The organism is Nostoc sp. (genome assembly GCF_036917775.1).
Classification (GTDB): domain Bacteria; phylum Cyanobacteriota; class Cyanobacteriia; order Cyanobacteriales; family Nostocaceae; genus Nostoc.
This window is the reverse complement of sequence record NZ_JBALEQ010000140.1, coordinates 65,900-82,809: the sequence shown is the minus strand read 5'-3', so window position 1 is coordinate 82,809 and position 16,910 is coordinate 65,900. Positions and strand designations below refer to the sequence as shown.

Sequence of the window (16,910 nt, the reverse complement as noted above, 5' to 3'; positions counted from 1 at the left end):
GACTACTACGACTAAAAATAAAGCCTCGCTTGAATATGAGCAGAAACTATCAACAGTAGTTTCATTTTTAGAAACTGTATTTAACCCAAATGAACCAATCGCTCAAAGTCCCGGACTCTGAGTAAACCACAAATCCTGAATATTCGCTCTTGAATGGCAAAGAGTTCGTAAGGAATGGGCTAGTAGCATCGACTAAGGTAAAATTACCTGAAAATTCTTGTCTAGTTAGAATCGCTCCCTGCACGGGAGTAGCATGAAATACGCTTGCAACTACCAAACCAATCACGGCGACGCTAACTTTGGGGAGTCGAACTTGATTCATGGATTGGATATGCTATCTAAAATTGTTGAAGGTATGCTATCACATGCGTGGCAACTTAAGATACACTCAGTATACCAAAAAGTTCTGCGATGCCTGTGGTGTTCTCGAAGAATCGCTCAAGCGAAGAAATAGGCAATTCCGTATAAAGAATTACTCAATATCCTAGCGATTGATGAGCGGTTGGGTGTGATGCTGGAGTCTGAGAATCTAAATATGACACGACAAATGCTAATCACCTTTGGATGTGGTCAAAAGTAGTTGGTAGCGGGGGTAAGCGGAGTAGGAAAGAACCGTATTGCTTTTTTTCATAGGTTGCATTTTAAATAGTCATTGTTTCATCACAAGTTTGGCGATAATTTCGTAGCAATAACCACCGAGCAGTACACCTGCTGCTCCAATTAACCCCATAAGTGGAGGAACAGGTGCGGGTAGCTTTGTCGCCATAAACACCACACCGATAATCCAGCCACTTAATAGAGATAAACCCGCTTGTTTGAAATCCATTGCAATTGCCCCTTAATAACGAGTAAAAGTGCTAAGGTGATTTCCGAAAAAGAATTTACCATCTAAATTGGTTGAATCAAGATATCCGATTTGGGCAGAAGTGGATTTCGCTGCAATCTCGACTCGACTTGCTTCATGGCTTTCTTAGTCAGGTAAATCCCTTTTTGGTAAACAATGTTGCTTAAAATCAAAATTGGATGCAACCCTTTCCAAGTCATACTAGAAGCCCAGCTAATTCTGAAACTTTAGAATCTGGCGCAATTTCCGATGCTTCGTCACTATCAACCTTTAAAGAACGCAGTAATGCCCGAATTACATCGTTAATGGGTCTTCCTGTTTTTGCACAGTATTGTGACAATTTCTCTGTCTCTGTTGCCGTGAGATTTTCTGTCAATCGTTTAACTGCCCATTTTTTATTCACCATTTACTTTTTATACTGCCCTATTACTTTTGTCACAGAAAATTATACCTTTGTTTCAAAGCCTCTCTTAATCTGGCTTTTAGCCAATTTAATCCAATCAATCTCAAAACAATTGGCTTTTCTATTGGTGTTGTTGATGGGGAGATTTACTGGAACGTATAACCTGGGTCAGTGGCTCCTTTGGGTTAACAATGGATAGCGGGTATACGTCTGTGGTGTGCTTCTCTAAGGTGGGGGTGTAGGTCATTCACAAAGCTCACACCTATTAATCGTAGAGATTCTTTCGACTTTTATTTCGTCAGCGCAATCACTTCAGAAAGTGTGACAAGTATATTTACTCTTCAATTGCATCTAGCGTAGGTTTATATTTTCTAGATACTCAAGTGTGGTAAACCTCTAAGTATCAAGTTTTTTGACAATTAAGGTAAAGCTCAATGCCAGATATTATAGATACTGCAATCAATGCAAATACTTTCAACACCTTGGTAACAGCAATTACAACTGCTGGTTTGGACACCGCGCTCAAAGGTTCCGGCCCATTTACCGTGTTTGCACCAACAGATGAGGCATTTTCTAAACTGCCATCTGGTACTGTAGAAGCATTACTTGAAGATGTGCTTGAGTTAAGAAAAGTTTTAGAGTATCACGTAGTAGCCCAAAAAATTGTTGCAGTAGATTTGGCACAGTTGTCCGAGGTAACAACAACCCAAGGAACAGACCTCAAAATTGATTCTAATAATGGTATTAAGGTAAATGATGCAACAGTTGTCACACCGGATGTGTCAGCAGATAATGGTGTGATTCATGTTATTGATCAGGTATTAATCCCTCAGTAAAATGCCTCTTTTTTTGGCAAAGCTATTGTCATTTCAAGCGCTCTAGTAAACGATCGCCAACTCGCAATGAATTAGCGATAATGGTCAGCGTGGGATTGACGGCAGAACTGGATGGAAAAAAGCTGCCATCGACAACATAGAGATTATCTACGTTATGGGTACGGCAATTAAGATCCAGTACAGAGGTTTTTGGGTCTTCTCCAAAAAGACAAGTACCGCATTGATGACCAACCGATTGCAGTGGCATCATGTTGCGGGGATAGAGACTGAAAGGAATACAGTGTTCTGCCCGATCGACCTGCTTGAGAACACCTACCCAGCGTTTAGCTAGGCGATCGCTAGCTTCTAAATTGTTGGGTTTATAGTTTAAGTAAAGGCGTTCTTTTTCTACCCGCACGCGATTCTCAGGATCTGGTAAGTCTTCTGTTTGCAACCACCAGCCAACTGTATGATCGGCAACTGTTTTCAGTTCTGCCCCTGGTCGCAGCCTTAATAGTGGAGCCATCAGTGCGGGAACTTCGGCGGGTAGCATATCTGCCAAGACGTTGCCAGTATTTTGTACCAAGCCCATTGGGTAGGGAAAATCAGATTCGCCCCAATAAAAATCACTAATGGCGATCGTTTTTTGGTAAACAGAAGGATTGAGTTTTGTGTTGAGTTGCACCATTGCCATAGAAATATGCTTCATCAGGTTGCGCCCCACTTGATCGGAACTGTTTGCCAATCCGTTGGGATGTTGGTCATTGTGCGATCGCAATAACAATGCTGCTGAGTTAATCGCGCCACAAGCAACTACAACAATATCACCTGTAAAGAATTGAGTTTCGCCGTCAATCTCAGCTTCTACGCGGGTAACTTCTCGACCAGAGGGACTTGTATGTAACCGTGTGACTTTGGCTTCAGTCAGTAAAGTAATGTTTTCATTATGGCGAATGTGTTGAATACAGTTAACTTCAGCATCAGCTTTACCTTGAGTTAAACAAGGAAAGCCATCGCAGGTATCGCAACGAATACAATTCCCCAGGCTCTTATCTACTTCATTAAGTTTCAATCCCAAGGGCAGATTAAAGGGATGCAAACCAGCTTGTCTCAGACTGTTAACAAGTTCCTGCATTCGGGGTTCATGGTGTACGGGAGGATGAGGATAAGGTAAACTTCTAGCTGCCTCGGTGGGATCGATACCCCCTTGACCGTGAACATCATAAAGCTGCTCTGCTTGAGTGTAGTACGCTTCAAAGTCGCGGTATTTTAATGGCCATTCTGGTGAAATACCGTCCTTGTGTTCAACTTGCTCAAAATCGCGTTCGCGTAATCGTAACAAAGCTGCACCATAAACTTTGGTATTACCACCAACCCAGTAGTTCATTGCTGGACGGAAAGGTTTATGGTTTACGTCATACCACTGCTCTGGAGTGTGATACCTTTCTTTTTGGTAAACTTCCAGCGCACTCCAGTTTTCCTTTTCTCGCGGTAAAAATTTACCCCGTTCCAAAATTAAAATTTTCTTGCCACTGGGTGCAAGATGATAGGCTAAAGTGCCTCCACCCGCCCCAGTGCCGATGATAATTGCATCATAATGAGTGTTGGTTGTCATGATTGTTCTCCTGGAATTGGCAGAGAGTCACTCAAATCGATTTTGCCGTGACGATTGTAGTCACAGCGAAAAATACAGCGTTTGTGATTGGCGTGATGCAATTTGGCACACTTGACGGTGCGTTTGCCAAATAGGTATTGATATACTCCTGATGCCAGAAACATCCCCGCAGGTGGCACAATTACATATAGCCAAAATGCTGTCCAAATGTGAGCATGGAAAGCAGAAGCTAGACTGCGGGCAGGGTTCATGCCAAAGCCAGATAGAGGAGCTTCAAAAAAAACGTAAAGCATTACTAAAAATCCGGCAAATAGCCCTGTAAAGCGATTGAGTTTCTGGTTGTTACTACTTAATAAAACGGTCATCATCATTACGAATGCAATGACTAGTTCGCCCAATAAAGCTATAACCCAACCTGATTTTCCTGGCACGGTGACGATATAATTCACAGGAACTTTGGTGAACACCTGACCCAGCAATAATGCGACCAAATAAACCCCAAACAAACCGCCCAAACACTGAAACAGAATGTAAAAAATAGCATCCTGACGCTTGACTTTTCCCAGACGATAGAATGTGAGCGTGACAGCAGGATTCATGTGTGCGCCGGATTGCTTGCCCCAAGGCGAATAAATGAGAGTAATTGCGGTTATTCCCATGACCACACCAATTAAAAACCGACGCAAATCGCCATTGGGAATTGCTTGATGAATCGGGGAACCAGGATACTGAAATACACAGGTGAATACTCCCGCAGCAATCAGAAATAATGCTAGCTGTGCTGCTTCCATTAAGTATTCTGGTAAATGCTTTCTAAATGTTTCCATGCTGCTCTTGCGCTCGGTGTTCAGCATTTTGGAGAATTAGCGCGGCGACTAATCCTGTCCAGCCTGTTTGATGACTGGCTCCAATACCAGCCCCGTTATCTCCATGAAAGTATTCGTGAAACAAAATATAATTGCGCCAATGGGGATCGGATTGAAATATTTCCAGACCGCCATATACCGGACGACGACCGGCAAGATCTTGCTTAAAAATCGCAACTAAGCGATGAGAAAGCGCGATCGCTATTTCCTTTAATGTCATTTCTTGCCCGGAACCTGTAGGATATTCCACCTTCAAGCTATCTCCGAAGTAATCATAAAAGCTCCAGAGTGATTCAATAATTAAGTAGTTTACTGGGAACCAAATCGGGCCACGCCAGTTAGAGTTGCCACCAAACAAACCTGTGGTAGATTCGGCGGGTTCGTAACGAACGCAGTAATCATGTTCGCCTTGATGTAATATATAAGGATATTTGAGGTGATGCTTGGAGATGGCGCGAATTCCGTAATCACTCAAGAATTCATTCTCGTCGAGCATCCGTTGCAGAATACGTTGTAACTTTGTCTTGTAAGCGATCGCTAATAGCCTTCTCGCACCTACCCCCGGTGTTTCCATACAGGCGACATTATCTTTTAAATCTGGGCGATTACGTATGAACCATTCCATCCGACGCTTGAAGCCTGGAAAACGCTCTAAAGTTTCTAATTCCAGCACTGTGACAGCGTGAAGGGGAATTAACCCAACCATTGAGCGCACTTTGACGGGAAATTGCCGTCCATCAGGTAAACGCAGCGCATCGTAGTAAAAGCCGTCTTCTTCATTCCATAGCGAAATATCTGAATTCCCAATACCGTCAATGGCATCGGCAATGTAGAGAAAATGCTCGAAGAACTTGCTGGCAATGTCTTCGTAGGTAGAATCTTCTTTGGCGAGTTCCAAGGCGATCGCTAGCATATTTAAACAGTACATTCCCATCCAGCTTGTACCATCTGCTTGATTGAGATGCCCGCCTGTAGGTAGTTCATTGCTGCGGTCAAATACTCCGATGTTGTCCAGCCCCAAAAATCCACCCTGAAATACGTTCTTACCTTCTATATCTTTGCGATTTACCCACCAAGTAAAATTCAGCAACAGTTTGTGAAAGACCTTTTCCAGAAAAGCGCGATCACCTTTTTTGCAAGACTTCTGCTCGATTTGATAAACCCGCAAAGCTGCCCACGCCTGCACGGGTGGATTAACATCACCAAATGCCCATTCGTAAGCAGGTAATTGACCATTGGGCTGCATATACCATTCTCGTGTCAAGCGGTCAAGCTGCAACTTGGCAAAACTTGGATCGATGACAGCTAAGGGAATCAAGTGAAATGCTAAATCCCAAGCAGCAAACCAAGGGTATTCCCACTTGTCTGGCATTGAGAGGATATCTTCACTAAATAGAGAAATCCACTCATGGTTGCGTCCAGCCTGTCGTTCTGGTGGAGGTGGCGGTTGTTGGGGATCGCCCTTGAGCCAGTCATGGACGACATAGTTATAATACTGCTTGCTCCATAGCAAGCCGGCAAAGGCTTGACGTTGAATATTGCGCTCATCTTCTGACACGGGAAAGGGAGAAATGCCCTGATAAAATTCATCAGCTTCAGCAATGCGTGTCTGGAAAATTGTGTCAAAATCTTTGCCAAAAGAATCTGTCAGAGTTTGCACATCACTCAACCGCAAGCGTACAACTTTAGTTTCACCTGGATTGATGGTTAATTTGTAGTGAGAGGCAAACTTTGTACCTATACAGTTGGAATTGACGGCTGCTGTTTTCCCATTTACAACATACTCATTAATGCCATCTTTGACATAAGGTGAGTCATTTTTGTAACCAAATAATCGTTCGTAGTTGGTTTCGTTGTCGGTAAACAGAAGTTCTGTGTCTCCTTGGCAGTAAAGCCAACGAGTTCCCAGGTGAGAATTCTTAGCTTCAATTAAACTGAAGTTGGAATCTGAGCTAACCACTTTCATAAAAGGTTTCTCAATTTCGGGATTCCAAGCCCAGATATTCCGAAACCAGAGTGTTGGCAGTAAGTGGAGTGTGCTGACTTGGGAACTGCGATTAGTGATAGCAACTTGAATCAAAATATCTTCCGGTGTAGCTTTGGCATACTCTATAAAAACATCAAAATAACGGTTCTCAGCAAAGATGCCTGTATCAAGTAGCTCAAACTCCGGTTCAAATTTGCTTCTGCGTCGATTTTCTTCTAACAGTTGCGTGTAGGGAAATGCTTGTTGGGGATACTTGTACAAGCATTTCATGTAGGAATGGGTGGGCGTATTGTCAAGATAAAAGTAATACTCTTTAACATCCTCACCGTGATTACCTTCTGTGCCCGTTAGCCCAAACAATCGTTCTTTGAGAATGGGATCGTTGCCATTCCACAGAGCGATCGCAAAACACAAACGCTGCCGACTATCGGAAATACCAGCAATGCCATCTTCGCCCCAACGATAAACACGCGATCGGGCATGATCGTGAGGAAAATAATCCCAAGCAGAACCGTCATGGCTGTAATCTTCCCGCACCGTTCCCCATTGGCGATCGCTGAGATAAGGCCCCCAGCGTTTCCAGTAGGCAACACGTTCTTGATCCTGCTGCAATCTTACTTCTTCTGGAGTCACGTCGCTTCGCTCCGAATTCAAAATTTAAAATTCAAAATGGGCATGGGGAATTGGGCATTGGTAATTGGGATCGAAACTTGATTAATGATGCTTTGAACTTCTCTGTCCCATGCCCCATGCCCTCATTGTTCTTGATAATTCCAGAGCAATCCACCGTCAACAAAAAATGTTGTGCCAGTCACATAATCTGACTCAGAAGATGCGAGAAATGCCACCATAGATCCAACATCTCCTGGTTGTCCCAATCTTCCCAAAGGAATGTTTTTCAGGAGTGTCCCTAACTTCTGTGGATCGTTTAAAAGTTTAGTATTCATGGGAGTTTCAATTGCCCCTGGCGCAACATTATTAATATTAATGCCATGAGGAGCCAGTTCCACAGCCAAATTACGGGTGAGCATTTTCAAGCCACCTTTGCTAGCACAGTAGGCAGCAAAGTGCGGAAAGGGTAATTCTTCGTGTACGGAACTAATATTAATAATCTTGCCAGGTTGCTTTGTTTCTAGTAGGTGTTGTACAAATGCTTGTGTGGCAAAGAATATTCCTTTGAGATTCACATTCATCACAGCATCGTAATCAGCTTCAGTGACATCCCAAAAGTTGGCGTTTTTTTCTATTCCGGCATTGTTAACCAAAATATCTAGCTTACCAAAGTGGGAAATACTGTCTGTAATCATGCGCTGCACATCGGCAACCGTCCCTGTATCTCCTTGAATTGTAAACCCGTCTACGATATGGCACTGACCACCAGCCGCCTTTACCTTCGATAAGGTTTCTTCTGCCCCTTCAGGATGAGAGCGGTAGTTAATGACAATACTTGCTCCTTCATGTGCTAGACGAATTGCGATCGCCTGTCCTATCCCTTGACTACTCCCTGTAACCAGTGCAATTTTATCTTTTAGTTTCATATACCTGTTCCAATGACTTTAGTATTGAAAGCGCTCTGTTACATCAAGTCTAGTTAATTAACGATCGTTCATATCTATGCAAAAATCTAAAACTATTTTCTCACTGGCGCTCTGCCTACTGTAGTATGAATAAGTCTTTCTTTGGATATGATACAACACTATAGAATACGACCTGTCTCAGTATTCCTTACAACTTGGAAAACAATATATTTAACCCTTCGGTCATCGTGGGATGAGTCAAAACGCCATCGCGCAGAACGGTGTAAGGCATCTGAGCTTGCATCACCATCTGCACCGTCGAAATCACTTCCCCCGCTTCATGACACAACAGGGAACACCCTAAAATCCGACCTGTTTCGGTATCCACGATCGCCTTTAGCAGTCCATCGGTTTGACCGAGTGTTTTTGCTCTAGGAACGGCTGACGCATCAACCTTCGCCACACGGATAGCATATCCTTGTTGCTGTGCTTCAGTTTCAGTCAAACCCACATGAGCTAGTTCTGGATCGATGAACAAACACGATGGCACTAAGTGATCGCCTGTACTCCGGTTGCCCCCATCAATTAAATTGGCTTTGATAATGCGATAATCATCGAGCGATATATGGGTGTATTGCGGCCCGCCATTGATATCGCCTAACGCCCAAATTCCGGGTACATTTGTCTCTAAGCGATCGTTGACTTGAATAAATCCGCGTGTATCGGTTGCCACACCAGCAGCACTTAAATTTAAGCTCTCAGTATTGGGCGCACGACCAACGGCAACGAGTAAATGCGACCCTTGAAGGGTGAGGGAGCGATCACCTACTTGGATTTGCAGGATGGTTTCATTAGCAGTGCGATCAATTTTTAACACCTTCGCCTCTAATAAAAATTCAATACCATCTTGTTCTAGCAGTGTTTGAACTGCGATCGCTATATCTGGATCTTGCTGTGACAAGATTTGCTCGCTTTGCCCAATGACAGTAACGCCAGAGCCAAAGCGCCGAAACATCTGGGCAAACTCTAAACCAATATAGCCACTACCAAGAACGATCAGATGCTCAGGTAACTGCTCTAACTCCATAATCGACTCACTCGTTAAAAACTCAACTTCTGTAAGTCCGGGAATGGATGGAATTAACGGTCGTGTACCTGTATTAATAAATAAGCGTTCGGCGGTAAGTAAGCGATTGTTCCCCTCAGTGGTCGTTACTGCGATCGTTTTGGGAGCAACAAAGCGGGCTGTACCAATGATCAGTTCGTGACCCAAAGCAGTTTCTAAATTGTGCAAGTTCATTTCACGCATCCCTTGCACAACTGATCGTTTACGTCGGATCACATCTGCTAAATCAACGGTGGGTGTATTGGTTTTAACACCATAAGCGGCACTGTTTCGCACTGTGTTTGCTACATTGGCACTCGCCACCATCGTTTTAGTAGGAATGCAAGCGATATTGATACACCCGCCACCAATCATGTTTAAGCTGCGTTCAACCAAAGCGGTTTTACGTCCGTCAGCAACCAGCGCTGGTGCAAGTGTTTTACCCGCTTTGCCGCCGCCGATAATAATATCGTCATAGGATTCAGTGTTCATTTACATATCCTTTGGGTTTTTACTGATACTTGCTGTATGTTTAGCCTGAGTACTTGCGAACCGGGAGTGATATCTTGCACCAGGCGACTGGAAGTCGCGGCTACACAGACGAAACCTGCCTACGTAGGTTAATAAAAACCTTGATTTTTTATTAATCCGCGTGGTGCGGTTTGCGCGATCGCTAAAGATGTTTGCTGTGAAATACCACCTGCGGCTTTAATTAAATCGGCGGCTTTTTCGCCGATCATAATACTAGGTGCATTCGTATTTCCGGTAGTGATTGTTGGCATAATGGAGGCATCCACGACACGCAACCCTTCAACCCCATATACCCGCAGTTCAGGGTCTACAACTGCCATTGAATCGGTACCCATTTTGCAGGTGCCGACCGGATGATACACCGTATTGCAAACTTCTCGAACATAAGCAATGAGTGCTTCATCGCTCTGTTTATCTTTACCAGGGGCAACTTCCTCACCGCGAAATTCATCAAAGGCACTTGCACCGAACAAATCACGCATTAATTTAATCCCAGCAACGAGCTTCTGCACATCGGCTTCACTTTGCAGATAGTTTAGCCGAATCATCGGTACGTCTTGGGGGTCGGGTGAACGCAGACTGACACTCCCAATATTTTGGGGATGGGTCAAACAGACTAGACTTGTGAATCCTAAACCAGAGTGAGCATACCCAGGGAGTCGAAACACAAATGGGCCGAAGATAAACTGTAAATCTGGTGCAGCATCCACATCACCCTGAGTATGCAAAAACAAACTAGCTTCCGCAATACTACTGGTGCTGGCTCTCTGTAAATCCTTGGTTGCTTCGTATACCACGGGTACGAGAGGGTGATCCTGAAGATTTTGACCGACACCTGGCAACTCAACTACTACCGGAATTCCCAATGCTTGCAGGTGTTTTGCATTCCCAATACCAGAAAGCATCAACAGCTTAGGCGAATCGAACGCGCCAGCGCTTAAAATTACTTCCTGGTTAACCCTGACTTGATGCAGTGTTCCTTCGTGCAGGTATTCCACGCCAACGGTGCGGGTGTCCTCAAACAACAATCGAGTCACCAAAGCTTTTGTGATTACAGTCAAATTGGGACGCTGGAGAATGGGTAAGAGGAAAGCGGCTGCGGTGCTGTGACGCTTACCATCCTTGATTGTCAACTGATAGAGTCCTGCACCTGACTGCTGTACCCCATTGGCATCAGGATTATTAGGATATCCCATTGCCACTGCTGCATCGACAAAGCGTTGGGATACCACAGCAGGGGCAATGAGATCGGTCACGCTCAATTCCCCGTCAACCCCGTGGTATTCGGATGGGCCGCGTTGCTGATGCTCGGATTTCTTGAAATAAGGCAGTACATCCTGGTAACTCCAGCCGGGGTTCCCCAATGACTGCCAGTGGTCATAATCGTGATGATTGCCCCGCATATAAATCATGAAATTAATCGAACTGCTGCCACCCAAGACTTTGCCACGGGGACAAAAGATTTGGCGATCGTTGAGGTATGGTTCTGGCTCAGAGAAGTATGCCCAGTCAACTTCGGAGCCGAGTAAGCTGAGGCATTCTGCCGGGATTTGAATCTCCGCTTTAGTATCTGGGTTGCCAGCTTCGAGTAATAACACGGTTGTTTCACTGTTTTCTGTCAGACGGTTGGCAACTACACAACCTGCCGAACCTGCACCAATTACAATGTAGTCATATTGAGTCATAACATCCTACTTTTCGGTTGTTTGTAGTAGATAAATTCACCCGAATTTCTCACTCATAGGGTGGGAGGTGTTGCGTTGCATAAAGCGATGGCCTTTAGCACCCATTCTCAACTCCTCCTTATTCTTCCTACACTCCCTGGATTTAATGTTTTAAGACAATTCGATAACGAGCCTTTCCTGCTTCTAGATGAGCGAGTGCTTCATTCACTTGGCTAAAATCAAAAGTCTCTGTCACAGGTTCAATGCCATGACGAGCAGCAAAGTCGAGCATTTTTGCGATTGTTGTTGGGCTACCGGTAGGGCTACCCGATAGAGATTTTTGCCCAAAAATTAAGGGAAGCACACTCAGTTGAATTGGATTCGGCACGGTGCCAACAAAATGTAACCGCCCTTTGGGACGCAGCGCATTAATGTAAATTGCCCAGTCTAAATCTGCATTCACTGTTGAGATAATAAAGTCAAAGGAGTTGGTAACAGATTCAATCGCTTTAGCATCACGAGAGTTGATGAAGTGATCTGCTCCTAACTCATGAGCTTCAGACTCTTTATTCGGATTAGTGGAAAATGCCGTGACATCGCATCCCCAAGCTTTTAAAAACCGCAGTGCCAGATGTCCAAGCCCCCCGATCCCAATTACACCAACTCGATCGGTTGGTTTGACATCAAATTGAACAATGGGGTTAAACACGGTAACACCTCCACAGAACAGCGGCCCTACCTTAGCAGGATCAACTCTTGCTGGCAGAGGAGTTACCCATTCTTCATGGGCCCGTACCTTGTCAGCAAATCCGCCATATCGACCAACAATCGTTTGCTCTAGGGTTAGACACAAGTTGTGATCGCCCGACATACAATATTCGCAGTGCATACAAGAATGGGAAGACCACCCCAATCCAACGCGCTGACCGACTTTGAGAGTAGTGACGCGATCGCCAACGGCTGCAATTGTTCCGACAACTTCATGACCCGGTACAAAGGGATACTGGCTGAAACCCCATTCATTTTTGAGCATAATCAGGTCGCTATGGCAGAGTCCGCAATATTCAACATTAATTTCTACTTCTTGGTCTTTCAGCACACCTGGATCGTATTCAAATGGCTCTAGTGGGGCATCTACTGTTTTGGCTGCATACGCGTGAATCATGCTGAATTTTACTCCTATCTAATATCAATTCTTTGAAAAAGTAATCCTTGTTATTGTGCGAATGGCACTAAGATAACGCCAAACCCCTTACTTATAAGGCTTTTGGGTGTGGGATGTGGGATGTAGGGTGTAGTGAAGAAGGAAAATATTTATGTTCGTACTCGATATTTGGTTTGCTATTGTGAAATATGCTGTATGAGGTTAGGAAAACTGAATCCTAAACCTGCATTGGCGGTAGAATCCTGCCAAATGTTCTCAAAGCGTTGATATTCTTTAATATCTGAGGAAAGTTTTTCAATGATTGACGGCAATGCTCTAGGCCCAATTGCCAAATGCAGAGGCGGTTCAGGAAGTTCCACTACTTTCAACATCGCCTGAACCCCTGTCGGTACATGACCGCGAGGATGCGCTGCGGAAAAGTTGACTATGTACTCTCGCAGGGAATCGTATTCTGGCATCTGATTTGCCATATTCAAAGAGCGATTGGCAAAGTCGGTATCAAAGCCACCGGGTTCAATGATTGTCACTTTGATACCAAAGGATTCAACTTCTTGTGCCAGGCTCTCACAAAGCCCTTCAACTGCATATTTAGAGGCGTGATATAGCCCCATTGTCGGAACTGTTATTCGTCCGCCCACTGAAGAAATGTTCAAAATATGGCCAGCGTTTTGTTTCTTGAGTATGGGAATGATAGCGCGAGTCACATTCAGAAGCCCAAAGAAATTGGTTTCAAATTGGTCGCGGATTTGCTGGTCACTCACTTCTTCGATCGCGCCCATTAATCCATAACCCGCATTGTTTACCACTACATCAATTCTGCCAAATGCCTCTTTTCCGCTTTCCACAGCCGTTTGAATCATTGCTTGATCGGTGACATCTAAAGGAACTGCTTTTGCGGTTTGCGGATACTGTTGCTCTAAATCTTGAATTTTTCTGACATCACGAGCCGTTACAATGACGCGATCGCCCTGAGCTAAGGCGGCTTCAGCCAGAGCGCGTCCGAAGCCTGTTGAACTACCCGTAATCAGCCAGACGCGAGATGATTGTTGGTTTGTCATAGGAATGATGTGATGATTGCGTTAATTGTCTTCTCTGAGAAAGTCTAGTAAGAGGGGGTTAACCTGATCCGCGTGCGTCCAGTTGATTGCATGAGGGCCACCCGGTATCACTACCAATCGACTGTTTTTGATTAACTCGGGTAATCTAGTTCCAGTGGAGTTAATCGGCAAAATGCGATCGGCATCTCCTTGAATGATTAAAGTTGGCACATCAATGTGTGGTAAGTCATTGCGAAAATCAGTTAACCAGGATGGAACACAATCTAACGTTGCCTTGGCAGAAGCACCCGCAGCTACATTCCAACTTGCTTGAATTGCTTCATTGCTGATGCGTTGGCCAAGCAGCACATCCACATTGAAAAAGTCTTTGAAAAATGCCGATAGATAGGCTGGGCGATCCGCGACAATTGCGCTCATAATTCCATCAAAAACGCTTTGATCAACTCCTTCTGGGTTATCATCTGTCTTCAGTAAGAAGGGAGGTACTGGAGCCATCAGCACCGCTTTACTGACACGTTCTGAGCCATACTTGCCAAGATAGCGCGTTACTTCGCCAGTTCCCATTGAGAAGCCAACTAGCACAGCATTATGTAAATCAAGTTTGGTGATGAGTACGTTCAGATCCGCAGCAAAGGTATCGTAGTCATAACCAAATGAGGGCTGGCTGGAGTTGCCAAAGCCTCGGCGATCATAGGTAATGACTCGATAGCCCTTATCTAGCAAAATCAAGACCTGCTTTTCCCAAGAATGACCGTTCAACGGAAAACCGTGAATCAGGACAACAGGTTGCCCAGTCCCCAAATCTTCGTAGTAAATATCAATGTTTTCAGAGTTTTCTTGACCAACGGTAACGTAAGCCATAGGAGTTTCCTTTGTAAGTAGGTTGACTGTAAATGTTGTCTGCTGACACTAGGCAGCAGGTAGAGGAATAATTTCAATCCCGTATTTGGGTGCAGTGATGATAATTTTTTCTAAATCTGCGGCGCTCAATGATGGCGCAGGGGATACCTGAGTATTTGCAGCTTTACCAACTTCGGCAATAAATTTCTCAAATCCTGCTGGTGTTACCCAAACCAGGAGTTTTGCAGGAGTAGAGCCAGTGTTGGTAAATCGATGCAACTGACCTTTGGGCGAGTGAAGGAATGTTCCAGGCGTGGCAACTACAATTTGTTCATCAAGCTGGAATTCTAGCTCACCCTCTTGAATGTAGAACGATTCATTTTCCCGGCTGTGTTTATGAGGAGGTGTACCACCGCCTTGAGGTGCAACCACCACCTCGCAGAGTGCATACGCTTCTCCTGTATCTTCGCCCACCGCCTTAAAAGTGTATAGATCGCGGTCAAACCAGTAGGAATTACCTTGACCTGGTTGTTGTATCAATCCTTGAGAATCTATCGTCATGGGAATTCTCTTTCTAATTAACACATCAATTGAAAACTCAGCAGATATTCCTGATGGAATGCAGTTTTTGTTATTAACTATATTTGGGATGCTGTTTGAGTAATTATGATGAAAACGAGCTAAATGCTTTTTTACAGGTTTAATTGATGCCAATCAGAGCTGCTGTCAGTTGGGCTTTGTTGGAGCAATCGCTATAGCGAATTCCATTGATAAACAAAGCTGGGGCAGCTATTACTCCACTCTGGTTTCCACTTTCGATGTCTGCATTGATGCGATCAATATGCACTCCTCTGGATAAATCTTGCAAAAACGGAGAAATATTAAGTCCTAAATGATTGGCATACTCTATTAGATAACCGTTTCCGAGTTGTTGTTGATGGCTAAACAACATCTCGTGCATTTGCCAGAAATGACTCTGAGCCGCCGCCGCTTCTGCTGCTTCTGCTGCGTGTTGAGCTTGAGGATGAATTTTTACCTGGGGAAAATGGCGAAAGATAAAACAAAAATTCCTTTTTTCTAAAGAAGCACTAATCTGTCTCTGAATTCCTTTAATCAATCGATAAATATCTGCACTGTGAGAACATTGATAGTCTCCATACATTACTAATGCCACAGTAGCATTCAGTAAACCTTGAATATGATCTTGGGTTGAAGGTGGCACAGATAAGGAACTGCACCTATGGTCTTCACTGTCTTCGCTCATATTTTTACATTTTTATCAAGCAAACTGGAACCTTGCTAGTAAACTGCATCAGTGTTTGCATAAATTCAATATATGCAATTGGCTTTCAGTTGTCTTCTACAATGAGTTGGAATTTTTACACTATAAATTGATTGAGTAACCGTTCTATCCTGGAATAGAAGGTTGACTCTAACTAAAGTTAGAATCGAAATTCAATCGAAATTACAGCCTATAAACTGACAATTCCGCGTTTAACGGCAACAATCACAGCTTGGGTGCGATCGCTCACATCCAATTTATTCAAAATCCGATTTACATGAGATTTAACAGTACCTTCACCGATGCTCAAAGCAGCCGCAATATCGGCATTACTCATCCCCTGTGCCATTGAACGCAGTACCGCCAGTTCTCTTTCACTCAGTTCTGGATTGCTCATTCGCTGTACTAATTTTGCTCCCACATCTGGGGGAATATACTGCCGACCACTATGAACTATACGAATGGCATTCAGCAGATCATCAGGTTCAGTTTCTTTCAACAGATATCCTTTCGCACCTGCCTGCAATCCCCGGTAGATATCTTCGTCACTATCATAAGTTGTGAGTATAATAATTCGCGCAGATTTAGATGTAGCGCGAATTGCAGTAATGGCTGCAACTCCTTCAACTTGAGGCATTCGGAGATCCATCAACGTAATATCTGGTTGATGTTCCTGAAATAACGCGATCGCCTGTTGTCCATTTTCGGCTTGAGCAATCACTATCATGTCTGGGTCACGGCTAATAATCGTGGCTAATCCCTGCCTAAAAATGGAATGATCGTCCGCAATCAGAACCCGAATTGGGGTATGGGGTGTGGGGTGTGAAAAAGTCACTTGCTATCTATCCCCCCCCTTTGAGACTTTGGCGAAGCCGGTTGAGTAAGCGTCCTGCACTTTCACACATACTCATCAATTCAGCTATGTCATTAATGTAATTCAAATTATTTGCGAGGAGGAGTAAGATTTCTGATTCTTTAAGGCTTCCATCAGCAATACCAAGGAAGTGAAGGTATTCTTTGCGATGATTTCGTCCATAACCCTCAGCAATATTTGCACGTACAGAAACGCTGGCTCTGTGAATCTGAGAAGTTAATCCATAGATTTCATGTTTTGGCATTACTTCTGTGGCTTGGTAAACTCCCTGCGCTAATGGCATCGACACTTTCCAAACCTCTAAATCACGATAACTTTCTAATTTACCCATACTCTAACACCCC

The 16,910-nt window shown here is 44.1% G+C and carries 16 protein-coding genes; 1 reads left to right on the top strand and 15 read right to left on the bottom strand.

The annotated features are described in order from the left end of the window. Positions 1 to 649 precede the first annotated feature (649 nt). Together V7K69_RS28360 and V7K69_RS28355 are read right to left on the bottom strand one after the other, a co-directional pair. Entirely contained in the window at positions 650 to 826 is a 177-nt protein-coding gene (locus V7K69_RS28360; protein WP_335040687.1) for a DUF1427 family protein, read from the bottom strand. Between the two features lie 214 nt (positions 827 to 1,040). After that, positions 1,041 to 1,250, bottom strand: a complete 210-nt coding sequence (locus tag V7K69_RS28355) for a CopG family transcriptional regulator (RefSeq protein ID WP_335040685.1) — start codon at positions 1,248 to 1,250, stop codon at positions 1,041 to 1,043. 431 nt (positions 1,251 to 1,681) lie between these two features. On the opposite strand from V7K69_RS28355, the gene V7K69_RS28350 reads away from it, so the two are divergent. Then, on the top strand, positions 1,682 to 2,083 hold the full coding sequence (locus tag V7K69_RS28350) for a fasciclin domain-containing protein (protein ID WP_335040683.1): 402 nt from the start codon (positions 1,682 to 1,684) through the stop codon (positions 2,081 to 2,083). 28 nt (positions 2,084 to 2,111) lie between these two features. Here the strand turns inward: V7K69_RS28350 and V7K69_RS28345 are convergent, their stop codons facing one another. From V7K69_RS28345 to V7K69_RS28285, 13 genes are all read right to left on the bottom strand, one after another. Continuing rightward, positions 2,112 to 3,677, bottom strand: coding sequence for a GMC family oxidoreductase (locus V7K69_RS28345; protein ID WP_335040681.1), 1,566 nt, complete (start codon positions 3,675 to 3,677; stop codon positions 2,112 to 2,114). Beyond that, positions 3,674 to 4,504, bottom strand: coding sequence for an MIP/aquaporin family protein (locus V7K69_RS28340; protein WP_335040679.1), 831 nt, complete (start codon positions 4,502 to 4,504; stop codon positions 3,674 to 3,676). The genes V7K69_RS28345 and V7K69_RS28340 overlap by 4 nt, the downstream gene beginning before the upstream one ends. Continuing rightward, complete coding sequence (locus V7K69_RS28335) at positions 4,491 to 7,163, bottom strand: MGH1-like glycoside hydrolase domain-containing protein (RefSeq protein WP_335040677.1); 2,673 nt, start codon at positions 7,161 to 7,163, stop codon at positions 4,491 to 4,493. Before V7K69_RS28335 ends, V7K69_RS28340 begins: the two co-directional genes overlap by 14 nt. A gap of 122 nt (positions 7,164 to 7,285) precedes the next feature. Next, complete coding sequence (locus V7K69_RS28330) at positions 7,286 to 8,068, bottom strand: glucose 1-dehydrogenase (protein WP_335040675.1); 783 nt, start codon at positions 8,066 to 8,068, stop codon at positions 7,286 to 7,288. A gap of 187 nt (positions 8,069 to 8,255) precedes the next feature. Next, positions 8,256 to 9,644, bottom strand: a complete 1,389-nt coding sequence (locus V7K69_RS28325) for a mercuric reductase (RefSeq protein WP_335040673.1) — start codon at positions 9,642 to 9,644, stop codon at positions 8,256 to 8,258. A gap of 128 nt (positions 9,645 to 9,772) precedes the next feature. After that, positions 9,773 to 11,368, bottom strand: a complete 1,596-nt coding sequence (locus tag V7K69_RS28320) for a GMC family oxidoreductase (RefSeq protein ID WP_335040671.1) — start codon at positions 11,366 to 11,368, stop codon at positions 9,773 to 9,775. Positions 11,369 to 11,510: 142 nt separating this feature from the next. Continuing rightward, on the bottom strand, positions 11,511 to 12,512 hold the full coding sequence (gene ahr / locus V7K69_RS28315) for an NADPH-dependent aldehyde reductase Ahr (RefSeq protein WP_335040669.1): 1,002 nt from the start codon (positions 12,510 to 12,512) through the stop codon (positions 11,511 to 11,513). 176 nt (positions 12,513 to 12,688) lie between these two features. Next, entirely contained in the window at positions 12,689 to 13,570 is an 882-nt protein-coding gene (locus tag V7K69_RS28310) for an oxidoreductase (protein WP_335040667.1), read from the bottom strand. A 21-nt stretch (positions 13,571 to 13,591) separates the two neighbouring features. Next, on the bottom strand, positions 13,592 to 14,431 hold the full coding sequence (locus V7K69_RS28305) for an alpha/beta fold hydrolase (RefSeq protein ID WP_335040665.1): 840 nt from the start codon (positions 14,429 to 14,431) through the stop codon (positions 13,592 to 13,594). 48 nt (positions 14,432 to 14,479) lie between these two features. Beyond that, a complete protein-coding gene (locus V7K69_RS28300) occupies positions 14,480 to 14,971 on the bottom strand; it encodes a cupin domain-containing protein (RefSeq protein WP_335040663.1) in 492 nt (163 codons plus the stop codon). Positions 14,972 to 15,110: 139 nt separating this feature from the next. Next, positions 15,111 to 15,674, bottom strand: a complete 564-nt coding sequence (locus tag V7K69_RS28295; protein WP_335040661.1) for a DsbA family protein — start codon at positions 15,672 to 15,674, stop codon at positions 15,111 to 15,113. A 208-nt stretch (positions 15,675 to 15,882) separates the two neighbouring features. Beyond that, entirely contained in the window at positions 15,883 to 16,527 is a 645-nt protein-coding gene (locus V7K69_RS28290; RefSeq protein ID WP_335040659.1) for a response regulator transcription factor, read from the bottom strand. 7 nt (positions 16,528 to 16,534) lie between these two features. Next, positions 16,535 to 16,897, bottom strand: coding sequence for a four helix bundle protein (locus V7K69_RS28285; protein ID WP_335040657.1), 363 nt, complete (start codon positions 16,895 to 16,897; stop codon positions 16,535 to 16,537). Positions 16,898 to 16,910: the final 13 nt, after the last annotated feature.

Bases quoted from the DNA above. Each gene is read 5' to 3' on its own strand.
- V7K69_RS28360 (WP_335040687.1), bottom strand. From the start codon at position 826: ATGGATTTCAAACAAGCGGGTTTATCTCTATTAAGTGGCTGGATTATC.
- V7K69_RS28355 (WP_335040685.1), bottom strand. From the start codon at position 1,250: ATGGTGAATAAAAAATGGGCAGTTAAACGATTGACAGAAAATCTCACG.
- V7K69_RS28350 (WP_335040683.1), top strand. From the start codon at position 1,682: ATGCCAGATATTATAGATACTGCAATCAATGCAAATACTTTCAACACC.
- V7K69_RS28345 (WP_335040681.1), bottom strand. From the start codon at position 3,677: ATGACAACCAACACTCATTATGATGCAATTATCATCGGCACTGGGGCG.
- V7K69_RS28340 (WP_335040679.1), bottom strand. From the start codon at position 4,504: ATGGAAACATTTAGAAAGCATTTACCAGAATACTTAATGGAAGCAGCA.
- V7K69_RS28330 (WP_335040675.1), bottom strand. From the start codon at position 8,068: ATGAAACTAAAAGATAAAATTGCACTGGTTACAGGGAGTAGTCAAGGG.
- V7K69_RS28325 (WP_335040673.1), bottom strand. From the start codon at position 9,644: ATGAACACTGAATCCTATGACGATATTATTATCGGCGGCGGCAAAGCG.
- V7K69_RS28320 (WP_335040671.1), bottom strand. From the start codon at position 11,368: ATGACTCAATATGACTACATTGTAATTGGTGCAGGTTCGGCAGGTTGT.
- ahr (WP_335040669.1), bottom strand. From the start codon at position 12,512: ATGATTCACGCGTATGCAGCCAAAACAGTAGATGCCCCACTAGAGCCA.
- V7K69_RS28310 (WP_335040667.1), bottom strand. From the start codon at position 13,570: ATGACAAACCAACAATCATCTCGCGTCTGGCTGATTACGGGTAGTTCA.
- V7K69_RS28305 (WP_335040665.1), bottom strand. From the start codon at position 14,431: ATGGCTTACGTTACCGTTGGTCAAGAAAACTCTGAAAACATTGATATT.
- V7K69_RS28300 (WP_335040663.1), bottom strand. From the start codon at position 14,971: ATGACGATAGATTCTCAAGGATTGATACAACAACCAGGTCAAGGTAAT.
- V7K69_RS28295 (WP_335040661.1), bottom strand. From the start codon at position 15,674: ATGAGCGAAGACAGTGAAGACCATAGGTGCAGTTCCTTATCTGTGCCA.
- V7K69_RS28285 (WP_335040657.1), bottom strand. From the start codon at position 16,897: ATGGGTAAATTAGAAAGTTATCGTGATTTAGAGGTTTGGAAAGTGTCG.